Here is a 14,267-nt window from a genome sequence, read left to right on the forward strand (position 1 = left end):
GATTTAAATACGGCGTGCAAAAAGAGCATCAGTCTTTATGTTAGTAGAAACCATGGGGTTTGGATAACCAGACGCATGCTCAAACGCGATTTTATATGACGACAGCAAACGGGTCGGCGGTTTAACCCGATATTTTCTCGATGTAGAGGATAACTTCCCCCACCTTGATGCCAAACTTGCTCATCTCTGTCTTGTTGAACAGGCGCTTATCATCGAGCAGAAACATCCAATCATCTAAGGTCACCTGATAGATCTCGCCATCAATTGGGATCTCGAGTTCATACTGCCAGAACAGCGCCGCCCCTCGGGTTTGGCCAAGGGCTGTGCCCACCACGTCTTGGGCGCGGCCTTGGTAGGAATCATCATCAAGCTTGGTAAGCTGCCAGGTGCGCTCGCTCTTCTCGCCGTCATCGAACACAAACCACTCCTGGATCTCGCCCTTATCGCCCTGCCAGCTAGCCAGCATATCCACCTCGAAGCGCCTTATCAGGGTGCCGGAGCGATCCAGCACTATGCCGTAGGCCTTTAGCTTACCGTCAAAAAAGCTGTCCAGATGCAGCTCTGGAGTGGTGTCGCTATAGTCCTCCAGAGAGGCGCTGCCACAGGCACTAAGCAGCAAGATAAGTAAGGAGGTCACAAATGCCAAAACGATATTTTTCATTGTCTTAATCCCAATAGGCCCTGTCTTAACTCAGGCTCTGAGGTGCGCTCAGATAACCAGATGGCCAGAAACGCCTCGCCGAAGGTGCGATCCTGGATCTGCCCAAGCGGCTTGTCACCGAAGTAGAAATAGCTGTCGCCTTGGCTGTTCACCCATAGGGTCAGGCTGTCGCCCTCGCGCACATCGGGCCAGAGCCCCTGGATATGCCGCTGCCAAGAGGTTATCTGCTGGTCTGAGTACCCCAGGTGACGCCATTGTTCTAGCGTGGCCTCGATAAGCTGATCGCTTTCGATATCTCGGTAGTAATTTATCTTCAGCGCCTTATCGGCACTCGCCTCATAGTCAGGCTGAGCGCTATACAGCTCGGCGCGATACAAGGTCCAAAACAGATACTGCATCTCGGCGCTACCTATCTTATGTAGCCTGTCGAGATCCGCGGCCTGAGCACTCAGGCTTAAGAGTAATAGCAATAGAACTTTGCCCATGACTCACCTCGCTTTCTAACCAAATAGCTTCTTACCGAATGAGCTTGCTAGCTTGCGGCGCTGAAACCTTCCCCTGCCCCCAAACCAGCAAGGGCAAGAGCACTGCCCAGACAGGCGCCGCGATCAACCAAAAACTGATAGCCGAGACTTGGGTCGTTAAGGCACCCAGGCTCACGCCGGCCCAATAGCTACCCGCCCCACCAAGGGCGCCGATAAGCATCAGCCAGGGCAGACTGAGCCCGGATAACAGACGCAAGCTGTGATTGAGGCTCATCAGGAAGATCACCCACAGCAGGGCTAGCCAGAGGGGAAATGCAGACTCGACACCACGAAAGGCGCCGAGGGCGATGAGCGCCCCATCCACCAGCAGCCCGAGCGGCAATAGCGCCATCAGCCTGAGATCCGCCTTCACTGAGGGGGACAGCAGACAGTGCAGCACGATCAGCCCAGAGATGATGTAGCTGGCCGAGTTTGTTAACCAGGCCGCCGACCACCAGGCCAGCTGAAACAGGCCAAGATTAATAAGCCAGAACGCTTTCATCTTGACCACCAAAGTACCTGGGCTTACGGGCGACCAGATGATGGGTAGCGATCAGTCGCTCCTTAAATGCCCCTTCGCAATAGCAGAAGTAGAACAGCCAGAGACGCTTAAATTGCTCGTCATAGCCCATCGCCTCCAGTTCCGGCCAGGTCTGCTCGAACGCCTGACGCCAATCGTACAGGGTTCTGGCATAGTGCAGGCCGATATCCTCCAGATCGCAGATCACCATGTCGGTACGCTTGGCCAGCTGCTCACTCATCACGGCCACCGACGGCAGACAGCCACCGGGGAAAATATATTTCTGAATAAAATCGACGCCTTTACGGTACTTATCGTAGCGGCCATCGCTGATGGTGATCGCCTGCAGCAGCATCTTGCCATCATCTTTTAGCAGGCCCGAGCAGGTCTCGAAAAATGTTCCTAAATACTCGTGGCCAACCGCCTCTATCATCTCTATCGACACCAGCTTGTCGTACTGGCCTGTCAGGCGACGATAATCCTGCTTGAGCAGGGTTATCTGGTCACTAAGGCCCGCCTGCTCAATCCGCGTCTTGGCATATTGATACTGGGCATCGGATATGGTGGTTGTGGTGACGCGGCAGCCATAGTGCTGCGCCATATAGATGGCTAGTGCCCCCCAGCCAGTGCCTATCTCGACCACATGCTCGCCAGATTTTAGTTCAAGCTTTTCACAGATGGTTTGCAGCTTATTCTGCTGCGCCTGCGCTAGCGTCTGAGCACAGTCGCCGTAGAGGGCGCAGGAGTAGAGCATAGAATCATCGAGAAAGCGCTCGTAGAGCTCGTTACCTATGTCGTAGTGGGCCAGGATGTTACGCTTGGCGCCCTGCTCTGTATTGCGCTGACTTAGCCTTAGCAGCAGATGCTTGATGCGGGTGAGCCAGGCCATCTTCTGCTCCAGCGCGTCCAGCCGGGTTTGATTGCGGGCCATCACCTGAATCAGGCGGGTGAGATCCGGGCTGGTCCACTTGCCATCGAGAAAGGCTTCTGCGGCGCCTATGCTGCCGCCTTGGATAATGTCGCGATAGAAGCTGGGATCCAACACATTTATCTGGGCGCTGAGGCTTGCACTTCGCTCACCAAACTGTTGCTGTGTATCACCTTCGATGAGGGTGATAAAACCGCCTTTGAGCTGGCTCAAGAGGCGAATGACCAGGGCGCGATACTTCTGCATTGCGCCCAGTTCCACTGCCACAGCGCGAGGCCTTACACCATTTACTTGTTTGATTGTCTGTTCCATCTCTACCTCGCTAAATGAAATACCATCTGCATCTGGGTTATCGCCATACTCTGCAGCTGTCCGCCTGCGCTAACTGCCCCTCTAGCGTGACTGGCTACTGGTTTAACTCGCGCTATCGACATCTGGGTGCGCGATAAAGGGCACCCGCTTGATAAACAGCTTAAACGCCTGCCAGTAGATCCCCACCAGCATCTTCACCGTCATGGCGGGGATCCTGACCCAGGTACTCAGCAGATTACCCGGAGTGATCCCCTGCCTGTCGAGTACCAGGGTGGCATCGAATACCTTAGCCTCCTGATGGTTCTCGATATGCACCAACGCCTTGGCCGCCGGCGGCGAAACTCGCCAATGATAGGTCATCTCCATCGCCATAAAGGGCGACACATGAAATGCCTTCTTGAGCTTCATTTCGCCCTCCAGGCTCAGCAGGTAGTAATGCCTCTGGTTCCAGGGCGTGTTACTCACCTCGGCCAACATATAGCGGCAAACCTGCTGCTCGTCGTAACAGAAGTAGAAGTTGATGGGGCTAAAATAGACCCCTAAGCAGCGGCACTGAGCCAGCATCACTACCCTGTTTTCTGTCTGCCAACTTCCACCGAGTGAGGCGACTTTCTGGGCAATACGCTGCTTAAGGCTGCCGGGTTCATTTTTTAGGTAATCTTTTTCATTAAAACGTATGGGGTTGAACCAACGCTGTCCAAACAGCCAGCTACGGGAGGTCACTGCTGATAGTTCGTCGAGGTCCAGCCCCATCATGTAGAGGCGATAGCCAAAGGCGTGTGGGATCTCGCCAAACCTGCGATGGCGTACCTGTCCGGTATAGATACCGCTATGCTCCACAGGCACTTTAGGCTCCTGCTGCGCTCTGCTCGCTTGAGAGACAGCAGATGTTTGGCGGTTACTGCTCATAGGCTCATCCCGAAGCGCTTGGTCACATCCAGGGCGCTGCGCACCCCATCTTCATGGAAGCCGTTGTACCAGTAGGCACCGACAAAGTGAGTGTGGGACTTACCGCAGATCTCCAGGCGTCGCAGCTGGGCGCGGCAGCTGGCCTCGTTCAGCACCGGATGGTGATAGACGAAGCGGCGCAGTACCTTATCTTCGGCTATCTCCTCACTCTGATTCAGGGTGACGCAGAAGGTAGTATCGCTGTCGATCCCTTGGAGGATATTCATGTTGTAGGTGACACAGGCGGCGCGCTCGAGATTATCATCCAGCATATAGTTCCAGCTCGCCCAGGCCAGTGGCCGCTTAGGCAGCAGACTGATGTCTGTGTGCAGCACCACCTCGTTACGGCTATAGGGAATGCCGCCCAGCACGGCTTGTTCATCGACCGTGGCGTCTCCTAACAGGGCGAGGGCCTGGTCCGAGTGACAGGCGAATATCACCTCATCGAATACCTGGGTCTCGCCCCCTTGCAACACCAGCCTCACCTCACCCTCCTGGCGATAAACCCCCTCAATCTGGCTACCTAAATGTACCGGACAAGAGAGGCCGGCGAGGATCGCCTCAACATACTGACGGGAGCCGCCTGGCACCACATACCACTGGGGCCTGTCGCTGATGTTGAGCAGGCCATGGTTGTAGAAGAAACGGATGAAGAACCTTAGCTCGAAGGCCTGCATCTCTTTCAGGCTGGTCGACCAGATGGCCGCCCCCATGGGCAGAATGTAGTGTTCGCTGAAAAAGCGAGAAAAACCGTGTTGCTGCAGAAATTCCCCCAGGGTCATCCCTTCCGGCACAGTATCCTGGCCGTAACACTCCTTGCAGAGACGATTGAAGCTTAAGATCTCACTCAGCAGACGCCAAAAACGGGGACGAAACAGATTACGCCGCTGGGCAAACAGGCTATTGAGACCGTGGCCGTTGTACTCGAAACCCGTCTGGCGGTTGTGCACGCTAAAACTCATCTCGGTAGCCTGCCCCTCGATGCCGAGCAAGGCCAGCAGACGATTGAAATTAGGATAGGTCCGGTCGTTGAACACGATAAAGCCGGTATCTATGGCATAGTCGCGCCCCTCATGGTGCACATCGACCGTGGCCGTGTGTCCACCCACATAATCGTTTTGCTCAAACAGGGTCACCTCATAATGCTTGTCCAGCAGATAGGCGCAGGTCAGGCCCGAGATGCCCGAGCCAATAATGGCAATTTTTTTCATGGAGACACCATCCTCATGGCGAGGCGGCGCCAGAGCGAAAAAGGTAACAGTGAGAGGCTCTGCATCAACCAGATAAACAGGCGTGGGAAGCGAATGTCGCGCTTGCCCTTGGCGATGCCGCGCATTATGGTCGAGGCGGCCTCCTCGGCGCCGATCATCATGGGCATGGCAAAGGTGTTTCTATCCGTTAGCGGCGTCTGCACGAAGCCTGGATGCACCAAGGTCACCTCTATCTGATGCTTAGCCAGATCGATCGCCAGCACCTTGGCCAGGTAACTCAGTCCCGCCTTGGAGGCGCCGTAAGCCTCGGCTCGTGGCAGCGCCAAAAGCTGGGCGCTGGAACTGACCAACACCAGGCGCCCGCCAGTTTTTAGCTTGGGTAACCAGGCCTGCAGGGCGTAGCCGATGGCGATAAGGTTGATATTGATAATTTTGTCGAAACGCTTGGCATCAAAATTAAGCGCATCGTCGATATATTCGCAGTCGCCGGCGTTAAGAATAAGCAGATCCAGTGGCCCATGGTCGGCAGCGAGCGCAGGATAGCTATCGTACTGCATCAGATCGAAACATAGGGTGCTGATGTTAGGCAGCGCCTCTGTCAAATCATCTAGCTTTGTCTGGCTGCGACCGCAGGCCACTACCTGATGCCCGGCCTTGGCATAGCTAAGGGCGAGCTGCTTGCCTATTCCTGAGGTGGCACCCGTTATCATTAGTTTCATCCCTGCCTCCTAGTTCACGGCGCGGCGTTTGACCGCGCGGATAAGGCCACCGAGCAGCGGCAGCTGTTCATACAACATGGCGCCGACATCGAAATAATCCCTGTGATAGACAACCTTGTTGTCTTTGGCCTTCAGTCGAGAATGTCCCTCGACCACGATGGGCTGGCTGCCGTTAAGCTGCTTGTGCCTGAAGGTCATGGTCCAGTACACGGCGGCTTCACCTTGAAGCTCAAACACATGCTCGATAGTGAATTCACAGCTGATCACCTGGCGGTAGAGGCCCTGAAAGTAGCCCAGCAGGTTATCCAGCCCCTCGACGCGATGCAGAGGGTCGCAGAACACCACCTCGGGATGATAGATCTTGCGCAGCGCCTCCAGATTATCGGTACCCAGCTCGCGGTACACGGCAGTAAAGTTTTGTAACCACAGGGCGCTAGCCATCATCTTCGTCATCCTATTCCACCTTATAAAATGCCAGGGCCCTTTGGCGCGCCGCCTTATGGTCCACTATCGGCGCAGGGTAGATCTCAGCTTTGCCCTGACTCGCTAAATAGTCATGGGGAAAGTGGATCTGCTTGTCGGGCACCTCGCTCAACTCTGGTAGATATTTACGGATGAAGTCACCCCGAGGATCAAACTTTTGACTCTGGGTGATGGGGTTAAAGATCCTAAAATAGGGCTGGGCATCGCAGCCCGTGCTGGCGGCCCACTGCCAGCCGCCGTTGTTGGCACTGAAATCGCCATCGATCAGCTGTTGCATGAAGAAGCGCTCCCCCTTATGCCAGTCCACCAGCAAATGCTTGGTGAGAAAACTCGCCACTATCATGCGCAGGCGATTGTGCATCCAGCCGGTACGGCGCAGCTGTTTCATAGCCGCATCGACTATGGGATAACCGGTTCGCCCCTCGCACCAGGCCTGAAAGTGGTCCTCGTTATTGGGCCAGGGCAGCGACTCGTACTTGGGCTGAAAGCTTCTGCCCTTGATAAGCTCTGGATAGTGAAACAATAGATGTTTGTAAAAATCCCGCCAGATCAGCTCGTTGAGCCAGGTGAAGGCGCCGTGCTGTATGTCGTAGATCACCTCGGGATGACGCTGCACCAGTTGCAGCGCTAGCCAGCGCGAGCTAATCGCCCCTATGGCCAGATAAGGCGACAAGCCTGATGTCCCCTTGATGGCCGGAAAGTCGCGCCGCTCGCCATAATTGAGCAGCTTGTCTTGCCAGAAATGGGGCAGCAGCTGACTCATCACCTGCTCGCTGTCGGGCCAGCGGCTGGAGTCCACCAGGGGATAATCTAGGTTGATGCTTGATGATTGTAGTGTTGGCTGTTGGGGAAGCTGAGACGCTGCTTGAGCATCACCGATCGATTTTGCCGGCGTCGATTTGGCCGGCGTCGGCACACACTCTATGCCCTTCGCCGCCACACACTTGAGCCAGGCCTTCTTGAAAGGGGTAAAGACCTTAAACATCTCCCCCTGCTGGTTGAGCACGCTACCCGGCGGCAAGATGGTATCGTTTTGCCACAGGCGCAGATCTATCCCCGCCGTCATTACCTGTTTATCGCGCTCCTGCTCATCGAGCTCAGGCTCGCTGTTGGCCAGCAGCAGGTTGACACTATGCTCGCGGCAGTAGTCGCATAGGGCCCTCACCTGATCGCTAAAATCTGTGGCAGACAAGATGACCAGCTCGATTCCGTACTGGGATAACTCACCGGCCATCAGTTCGAGGTGACGACGAATGAGATCGGCTTTTATCGGCGCCATATCATGTTGCTGCCACTGGGTCGGGGTGGCGATAAAGATCGCCTGTTTCACCCCGAGCCGCACCGCCTCACTCAAGGCGGGATTATCATGGAGACGGAAATCCCGTCTCAGCCACAAGAGTGCGCTCAATAGCCGTACCTCAATCTCAGCTCCTTGGGATGGGGGTTCAGATAGGCCTGCTGGAGCAGGTATTCGTTTGGAAACTCAATAAGGTAATGTTTTATCAGGGTCAGCGGCACCAGGAGCGGCGACAGCCCCTCGCGATAGGCGGCGATCTCCTGGGTCAGCTCGCGGCGCTTATGCTCGTCAAGCTGTCGCTTAAAGTAGCCCTGCAGATGTTGCAGCGTGTTGGTGTGACTGCGACGGGACGCCTTATGTTTAAGCGCCTGCATCAGCCCCGAGATATAACGCTCACTCTGCTCCTCTAGGCCAATGTCGGCGCGGCCCAACAGACGGCCCAGCTCGCGATAGCTCTCGACATGGTGGCTCATCACCAGATACTTGTGGGCGCTATGGAACTGGATCAACTTGTGCCGGGTCAGCCCCTCGGCCTTAAGATCAAGCCACTTCTGATAGGTGAAGATGCGGGTGGTGAAGTTTTCGCGAATGATGGGGTCATTCAACCTACCATTCTCCTCACAGGGCAAGAGCGGATTAGCCTTCATCACCTGCTCGGCGAAGATGCCGACGCCAGTGGACTCAGAGCCCTTGCCGTGGTGATGATACACCTTGACCCGCTCCATGCCACAGCTTGGACTCTTGGCGCAAAACACGAACCCCGCCAGGTCCTGATAGTTCTGGGCGGCCTTGGCGCCGAAGTCTTTAAGGGCCTGGGTCACATCGCCGCTGCCGTCGGGGCGCGACACGGTAATGATGTTATCCCGCACTATCTGCCTGATGGTGGGGCGTGGCACCGGCAGGCCGATGGCCATCTCGGGACACACAGGTTTAAATTCGGCAAACTCCGCCAGCTGCTCCATACAGAAGCCCGATTTCTTGTGACCTCTGTCGAAACGCACCGGCTCGCCCATCACACAGGCACTGATGCCAATCTTTAATTTCTTCTTCATGGCGCCTCCAGTTGGCAGACTCGGATTAGTACTCGAATTAGTACTCGGACTAATAGATGAATCGTCCGATTGGGTTAAGCAGCTGGCTCATCCCTTGGGTGAAACGAATGGCGTCGCTCGATACCGTGAGACAGACACAGCCCTCCTCGGTCACCGGCTGATGGGTATGCTGACCATCGAGCCAGACGAAATCGCCCTTGCGATACTCGCCCATCTCGTCGGTGAAGCTGCCCTGCAGCAGCAAGGTGATCTCGAACCCTTTGTGGGTGTGACAAGGCACGCTGCCACCCTTATCTATGTGCAGCAGGCTCATCCTGAGATCGCCATCGTCCAGCGCCAGGCGCGAGCGGGATAGCTTGCCCATGCCCTGCCACTCCTTGAGGGCAATAGACTTAAGCGCCGTCGGTAGCGGGATGCGCTCACCGCCCACGGCAATCTCGGTGACGATTTGCGGCAACTGCTGCGCATCGTCACGCTCCAGGGCCGTGATGGCGTTAATGCAATCAGCAAACTCGTCTGAGTCGCCGAACTGGTCGCAAGTATCAAAATCGTCTAAACCAGAGAAATCCTCTAAGCCAGCGGCCTGAGGCTCAACGCCAAAATGAGCTTCATCCTGGCTAGACTCGCCGAAGGCGTCGATGGCGGCCTGCTCGGTGAGAGCCTGTACGGCCAGTGCACACTGGTCGCAAAGCTCCACATGGCTGGCCACCACGACGGAAACGGATGCTGGCAAGGTACCTGCGACAAACTGCGCCAGTACGTCAGAGTTGGGATGGTGATTAATCATGCTGCTGGTCTCCCATCTGCTGCTTGAGTTTTGCCAGGGCGAGCCTGAGTCTGGATTTAATGGTGCCGATTGGTACGCCAAATTGCTGGGCCAGCTGCTCCTGGGAGAGCTCCTGATAATAGACGCCCTTAACCACGGCCCGCTGAACCTCCGGCAGACTGTCGACATAGGCCAGCATCTGCTTTTCCATCAGGTGGTCGGCGAAATGCAGCGTCTCCTCCTCACTCTGGGCCTGCGCCTGTTCCAACGGCCAGATGTCGTCGCCCAGGTTCATCTCGGCCTTGGCCTTGACGCGTCTGAGCATATCGAAGGCGGCGTTGCGCATCACGGTATAGACCCAAGTGGTGGCCGCGCCTTTGTCGCCGTCATAGAGATGCGCCTTGCGCCAGACGTTACTCATGGTCTCCTGCACCAACTCGTGTGCCTGAGCCTCGTTGCCTAGCTGCTTGACGCCGAAGCGTTTTATCTTGGGCGCAAAGAATTTAAACAGCAGGGTAAATGCCTGCTTGTCCCTTGCATCGGCAACCCGCACCAGCCAGGTCGACAGCTCGGCGGGCACCTGCGTCTCTGGATGACTCTTGATATTCGCACTCCCTTTATCCGGGGCGCCTGCGCTAACAAATGTCTGCATCTGTACTCACGAATGACCCTTACATAAAGGCCTATACGCGGGTGAGCGCGGCGAGGATCAATTAATTTTGTCCTGACCCAAAATGAATGTATCGAGAAATGATTTTGCCTGAGGAAAACTGCCAGGCAAGATGAATTTCTCCTTCTCATTCAAAGATAAAGGCAATATCTCTAAAAAGCGAGCACAGACCCAATCCAGGCGATTAAATTCTGGTTGCGGGTAAAGTTCGGCCAATTGTGGATGCTTGGCAAACAGGGCGCTCAGGGCGAGTCCCAGATCGCCGCGCTTGGTACTGGCGGCAAGAGTCGGCCAGTGGTCGCGGTGATGACTGCGGGCCATCAAGAGCCCATCGCCACGCACATCGAAACTGTCCAGGCTCACCAGATGGCTAGCTCTGACATCGATCACCAGCAGGCCATCTTCACCGTGGTGAAAATCGATTATCTGCACCTTAGTACCCCAGTCGGGCACATTGAAGTCAAACGCCTTATCGTAGCGGGCGATCACAAAGCCCTTGCCTGTAGACTCGGCCACTAAGGATTCTGAAACCAAGGATTCTGAAACCAAAGATTCTGAAACCATAGCAAGATAGCGCTGCTCAAAGATCCTCAGGCGCTGCACGCCCCCCGGCAGCACAAACAGCGGCAGGGGAAAAACCGCCAGGGTCTGCTCCGCTAGCTTGGTGGGCTGCTGTTGCCGCGACTCTGTGTGACCCGCTTGCTGTGCCCCGGTAGCAGGGCTGGTTTCATGGGTGATCTTCATACTGACTTATACGACTCTTCTGCTTAAATGCTTTCCAACGCAGAAATCAAAGCGCAGTAATTTTGCTGCTTACGATATCTGCTTGACCTATAACTTGCATACGCAGCGCCGATGAGAATCGATCACCTAAGTACCAGATGGGATACGCAAGCGAAGGATTAATAAGGAGAGGAACTAATAAAGAGCGGAGTTAATAACAGGAGGCATGAAAAAGGCGACCCTTGGCCGCCTTCACTAATATTTCGTTCCACTCTCCTTTTTCAGAGAGCACTTTTCCCTACTCGCCCTACTTCCCTACTTGGCCTGTTTGGCCTGGTTTTGACGCTCAAGCACACTCGCCATAGACGGCACCACAGTCACGGGATCCAGTCGCATCTGGAACCAGTTGAGGCGCCAGTCAAGGTGCGGCCCGGTGGCGCGTCCGGTAGCGCCCACCTCGGCAACCGGCTGGCCCTGTTTGATGGTCTCGCCCGGCTTCACATACAGCTTGCTCAGATGCAGGAAGCTGGAACTCACCCCATAGCCGTGATCGATAATCATAGTGCCGCCAGAATAAAACATGTCGGGTACCGAGAGGGTCACCACGCCATCGGCGGGCGCCACCACCACAGTGCCCGTCTTGGCGGCAACATCCACTCCATAGTGAGGATTGCCCGGCTTGCCGTTATAGACCCGCTGGCTGCCATACACGCCCGAGATGCGCCCCGTCAGCGGCCAGATAAAGTCTTGAGCAAAGGCGGTCTGCCCCGAAAAGGTGGCTCTGGCCGCCTTGACCTGCTTGCTGTCTTTAGCCGCACGCTCTAGGGCCTTAGGATCTGGCTTCATGATCTTCTTGGCGATGCCGTTGACCTTGTCTATCTTGTACTGCTTCTCGCTTATCTTGAGGGGCATAAGCTGGGTCAGGCCATCTGGGTAAACAAGTTTAAGCTCTTGATTGAGCGCGGCTTCCCGCTCGAAACCGAAGGCAAACAATCCCTCAGGGCTGACCTTGACCGGCTCGCCGTTGAGCCATACCTGGGTTCCCGCCTGAGCCTGGCCGCGGATCAGCGCGCCCTGCTCCATCTTGCCACTCAAGTTAACCTCGCTTAAGTTAACCTCGGCCTGAGCGCCCACGGCGCCACCAAGACAGAGTACAGCCACAACTAAGCGCAACAAGTTCAAATTCAACTCCTATCGATTCAGGCTAATAAAGGACTAAGGCTAACTAAAACGTCTGACAAGCTGCTAGACGTGGCGCTCGCCTTTAGAGGCGATGGCACCCTTACCCACGCCTTCATAGGCGATCACCTTAAATTCGCTCTCTGGGTTTTCGCTCGCCAGGGTGGTGGCGATAAAGTCGGCCAGCAGCTCTACCGTAGTGTCATGGGGGATGATCTCGCAGCGCTTCTTAGGCATGGCCAGCTGAAAATCCCCCTGTGGCGCCACATAGTGGAAACCATAGTGGGTCTCATCGCTCACGCTTGTCTGCGGTGACAGGTCCAGCTCGTCCACCTCGACCAGGTCATCTTCGCTGCCGAGATAGATATCTTTCCAGCGGCGGGCCCAATACTCGTCCCACTTAGGCGCGGCGATACCATTTTCAAACACGTTGATCGGGCTGCGATGACCGTGAGCGATGCGCTGGCAGTTACCATCGTGCTTCTTCAGGCCATGTGAATAGTGATAATAAGGCGTTTCATGCAGCTCGTTACGTAACGTCAGAGCAATGCCCTGCACGTTGTCAGGTAGCACCTCTTTCAAGGCTTTTTGTAAGAAGGCGTTAACACTGTCGAAATCGATAATTTCCGTCGGGATCAGGGCAAATGCCTGAGCGGGACAGGCAAGATGGATATCCCCCTGTAGGCTGTTGAAGTCCATCCAGACACGATCGCCCTGCTGCTGCCATCTCACCTCGGCGCAGGCGGTGGGGATCAGCAGGCGGTGATCGGCCACATCGTCAATGGTGTTCTTGATGGTGCGCTTCACCTTGGCAAAATCCAGCACCATGTTCTGATCGTCCAGGCCGCCATCGAGCAGCACATCGACGATCCAGCTCTCTCCCACCATGCCACGGATAGGACACAGGTAAGAAAAATCGATTACAGTTAAATCTCTAACAAAAAGTTGCATTTACGCTCCGTCGGCAGAAAAACAGTCCACCTTAATTGATCCCATCGGCAAACGGCCGGAGGACACTCTAGTTTCAACAGATAATTTCAACTCATCTGCGATATTTTAGCAAGTCGCACAGGGCCTAAGCGTTCGCCGCCTGACCATTACAGCTTATTTAAAGCATCATAAACGAAAAAAGCGTCTAACACAGACGCTTTTTTCTGGCGCTGAATAACCCGTTTATGGGGTTATTGACCGCCCTTGAGGCGACGATCCAGCTGATCTTTCAGGTTAGCCGGCACCCCTTTGATCAAGATAGAATCTGAGATGGGGTCGTAGATCACCCGCTCGCCCAGATGCTGACCGTCGAAGCTGATGGTCACGCCACCGCCGGTACCGGAGAACTTTTTCAGCTGACGCAGAGTCGGCTTGTCGCCGGGAAACTCCTCTTCCAGATCATAGTCGCCGCCCTGGGCGAAATCGTAGAAGGAGTCCATACCCGCATCGGCCAGTTCATCGGCCAAGTCTTTTAGCTGAATGTCGGCGCCGCTATCGACCCGCTCGGTGCAATACTCGAACACCTTCTCGCGGCACTGCTGGCGCTCATCCTTGGTCAGCTCGCTGCTGGCCACGAAATCTTCTACCGCGTTCATCAGCGACTTGTTCTGCGCCTTGGTGTTTACCCCTTCGACACAGCCCATGAAATCGAGGAAGAAATCGGCCACCTTACGTCCGGCGCGGCCGCGCACGAAGGAGATATACTTGAGCGAGTCCGGATCGGCCTGCCACTCGGTCAGATCGATACGGGCTGCCAGCTGCACATTGTTGAGATCCAGGTGCGTGTTTTGCGACAGCTCCATATCGTCCAGAACCGTCATCGACGACTTGGCGTTGAGCAGAGAGACAAACAGGTAGTCGCTGGTCATATAGGTATAACAGGCCAGCAGTAGGAAGCCACCCTGGCTGAAGTCATACTTGGCGAGCTCTTCCTGCAGCAGCTTACCCGCCATGCCGGAAAACTCGACGAACCCAAGCTCGCCACCCAGATACTGGCTCAGGGCCTCTTTAAACTTAGGGTTAGCTTCACCATCTTCGCCGTGGGTACCAAAATGACCAAACCCCTTACCCGACTTACTGGTGTAGGTTTGATGCAGCTCTTCGAGCATGGCTTCGACGGCTTGACTATTTAGTAGCGGTTGTGGACGCAATCTACAGCTGAGCTGGCCTTCGCCATCTTGGGATATCGCGTGAATAATTGCTTGTTCGACGTTAATACTCATAAGCCTCGATAGTGATGTTGGTAGAAATCCGTTATTATATGCCGCTATTTCAAATTAAAGT

General features: G+C 55.3%; 16 protein-coding genes. All 16 read right to left on the minus strand.

What is annotated here, in order from left to right:
• Positions 1-121: 121 nt before the first annotated feature.
• Complete coding sequence (locus tag K0H81_RS12435) at positions 122-661, minus strand: DUF3833 domain-containing protein (RefSeq protein WP_220058527.1); 540 nt, start codon at positions 659-661, stop codon at positions 122-124.
• The gene (locus tag K0H81_RS12440; protein WP_220058528.1) at positions 658-1,146 is read right to left on the minus strand and encodes a chalcone isomerase family protein; all 489 of its coding nucleotides are present in this window, start codon (positions 1,144-1,146) and stop codon (positions 658-660) included. The genes K0H81_RS12435 and K0H81_RS12440 overlap by 4 nt, the downstream gene beginning before the upstream one ends.
• Positions 1,147-1,177: 31 nt before the next feature.
• Positions 1,178-1,687 carry a DUF2878 domain-containing protein gene (locus K0H81_RS12445; RefSeq protein WP_220058529.1) on the minus strand — a complete coding sequence of 170 codons (510 nt, stop codon included), beginning with the start codon at positions 1,685-1,687 and terminating at the stop codon, positions 1,178-1,180.
• The gene (locus K0H81_RS12450; RefSeq protein ID WP_434086864.1) at positions 1,665-2,945 is read right to left on the minus strand and encodes a class I SAM-dependent methyltransferase; all 1,281 of its coding nucleotides are present in this window, start codon (positions 2,943-2,945) and stop codon (positions 1,665-1,667) included. The genes K0H81_RS12445 and K0H81_RS12450 overlap by 23 nt, the downstream gene beginning before the upstream one ends.
• Before the next feature lie 102 nt (positions 2,946-3,047).
• The gene (locus tag K0H81_RS12455) at positions 3,048-3,854 is read right to left on the minus strand and encodes a DUF1365 domain-containing protein (RefSeq protein ID WP_220058530.1); all 807 of its coding nucleotides are present in this window, start codon (positions 3,852-3,854) and stop codon (positions 3,048-3,050) included.
• Positions 3,851-5,104, minus strand: a complete 1,254-nt coding sequence (locus K0H81_RS12460) for an NAD(P)/FAD-dependent oxidoreductase (protein WP_220058531.1) — start codon at positions 5,102-5,104, stop codon at positions 3,851-3,853. Before K0H81_RS12460 ends, K0H81_RS12455 begins: the two co-directional genes overlap by 4 nt.
• Positions 5,101-5,823 carry an SDR family NAD(P)-dependent oxidoreductase gene (locus K0H81_RS12465; protein WP_220058532.1) on the minus strand — a complete coding sequence of 241 codons (723 nt, stop codon included), beginning with the start codon at positions 5,821-5,823 and terminating at the stop codon, positions 5,101-5,103. Before K0H81_RS12465 ends, K0H81_RS12460 begins: the two co-directional genes overlap by 4 nt.
• A gap of 9 nt (positions 5,824-5,832) precedes the next feature.
• Positions 5,833-6,276: a nuclear transport factor 2 family protein gene (locus K0H81_RS12470; protein ID WP_220058533.1), complete on the minus strand. Its 444-nt coding sequence runs from the start codon at positions 6,274-6,276 to the stop codon at positions 5,833-5,835.
• Position 6,277: 1 nt separating this feature from the next.
• On the minus strand, positions 6,278-7,714 hold the full coding sequence (gene phrB / locus K0H81_RS12475) for a deoxyribodipyrimidine photo-lyase (RefSeq protein WP_220058534.1): 1,437 nt from the start codon (positions 7,712-7,714) through the stop codon (positions 6,278-6,280).
• Positions 7,711-8,655: a YbgA family protein gene (locus tag K0H81_RS12480; protein ID WP_144198483.1), complete on the minus strand. Its 945-nt coding sequence runs from the start codon at positions 8,653-8,655 to the stop codon at positions 7,711-7,713. Before K0H81_RS12480 ends, phrB begins: the two co-directional genes overlap by 4 nt.
• Before the next feature lie 49 nt (positions 8,656-8,704).
• Complete coding sequence (locus K0H81_RS12485; RefSeq protein WP_220058535.1) at positions 8,705-9,442, minus strand: ChrR family anti-sigma-E factor; 738 nt, start codon at positions 9,440-9,442, stop codon at positions 8,705-8,707.
• Positions 9,435-10,073, minus strand: a complete 639-nt coding sequence (locus K0H81_RS12490; RefSeq protein WP_220058536.1) for a sigma-70 family RNA polymerase sigma factor — start codon at positions 10,071-10,073, stop codon at positions 9,435-9,437. Before K0H81_RS12490 ends, K0H81_RS12485 begins: the two co-directional genes overlap by 8 nt.
• Positions 10,074-10,130: 57 nt before the next feature.
• Entirely contained in the window at positions 10,131-10,835 is a 705-nt protein-coding gene (locus tag K0H81_RS12495; RefSeq protein WP_220058537.1) for an LON peptidase substrate-binding domain-containing protein, read from the minus strand.
• Positions 10,836-11,129: 294 nt separating this feature from the next.
• The gene (locus tag K0H81_RS12500; RefSeq protein ID WP_434086887.1) at positions 11,130-11,948 is read right to left on the minus strand and encodes a M23 family metallopeptidase; all 819 of its coding nucleotides are present in this window, start codon (positions 11,946-11,948) and stop codon (positions 11,130-11,132) included.
• A 111-nt stretch (positions 11,949-12,059) separates the two neighbouring features.
• A complete protein-coding gene (locus K0H81_RS12505) occupies positions 12,060-12,944 on the minus strand; it encodes a 6-carboxytetrahydropterin synthase (RefSeq protein ID WP_144198469.1) in 885 nt (294 codons plus the stop codon).
• A 230-nt stretch (positions 12,945-13,174) separates the two neighbouring features.
• Positions 13,175-14,206, minus strand: a complete 1,032-nt coding sequence (yejK, locus tag K0H81_RS12510; RefSeq protein WP_220058538.1) for a nucleoid-associated protein YejK — start codon at positions 14,204-14,206, stop codon at positions 13,175-13,177.
• Between the last annotated feature and the right edge of the window lie 61 nt (positions 14,207-14,267).

This window comes from Shewanella halotolerans (assembly GCF_019457535.1).
In the GTDB taxonomy this organism is placed as follows: domain Bacteria; phylum Pseudomonadota; class Gammaproteobacteria; order Enterobacterales; family Shewanellaceae; genus Shewanella; species Shewanella halotolerans.

Excerpts from the sequence above, each read along its gene's own strand:
- K0H81_RS12435 (WP_220058527.1), bottom strand. The coding sequence starts at position 661 with ATGAAAAATATCGTTTTGGCATTTGTGACCTCCTTACTTATCTTGCTG.
- K0H81_RS12455 (WP_220058530.1), bottom strand. The coding sequence starts at position 3,854 with ATGAGCAGTAACCGCCAAACATCTGCTGTCTCTCAAGCGAGCAGAGCG.
- K0H81_RS12480 (WP_144198483.1), bottom strand. The coding sequence starts at position 8,655 with ATGAAGAAGAAATTAAAGATTGGCATCAGTGCCTGTGTGATGGGCGAG.
- K0H81_RS12485 (WP_220058535.1), bottom strand. The coding sequence starts at position 9,442 with ATGATTAATCACCATCCCAACTCTGACGTACTGGCGCAGTTTGTCGCA.
- K0H81_RS12440 (WP_220058528.1), bottom strand. The coding sequence starts at position 1,146 with ATGGGCAAAGTTCTATTGCTATTACTCTTAAGCCTGAGTGCTCAGGCC.
- K0H81_RS12505 (WP_144198469.1), bottom strand. The coding sequence starts at position 12,944 with ATGCAACTTTTTGTTAGAGATTTAACTGTAATCGATTTTTCTTACCTG.
- K0H81_RS12495 (WP_220058537.1), bottom strand. The coding sequence starts at position 10,835 with ATGAAGATCACCCATGAAACCAGCCCTGCTACCGGGGCACAGCAAGCG.
- K0H81_RS12490 (WP_220058536.1), bottom strand. The coding sequence starts at position 10,073 with ATGCAGACATTTGTTAGCGCAGGCGCCCCGGATAAAGGGAGTGCGAAT.
- K0H81_RS12450 (WP_434086864.1), bottom strand. The coding sequence starts at position 2,945 with ATGGAACAGACAATCAAACAAGTAAATGGTGTAAGGCCTCGCGCTGTG.
- K0H81_RS12470 (WP_220058533.1), bottom strand. The coding sequence starts at position 6,276 with ATGACGAAGATGATGGCTAGCGCCCTGTGGTTACAAAACTTTACTGCC.
- K0H81_RS12445 (WP_220058529.1), bottom strand. The coding sequence starts at position 1,687 with ATGAAAGCGTTCTGGCTTATTAATCTTGGCCTGTTTCAGCTGGCCTGG.
- K0H81_RS12465 (WP_220058532.1), bottom strand. The coding sequence starts at position 5,823 with ATGAAACTAATGATAACGGGTGCCACCTCAGGAATAGGCAAGCAGCTC.
- K0H81_RS12460 (WP_220058531.1), bottom strand. The coding sequence starts at position 5,104 with ATGAAAAAAATTGCCATTATTGGCTCGGGCATCTCGGGCCTGACCTGC.
- yejK (WP_220058538.1), bottom strand. The coding sequence starts at position 14,206 with ATGAGTATTAACGTCGAACAAGCAATTATTCACGCGATATCCCAAGAT.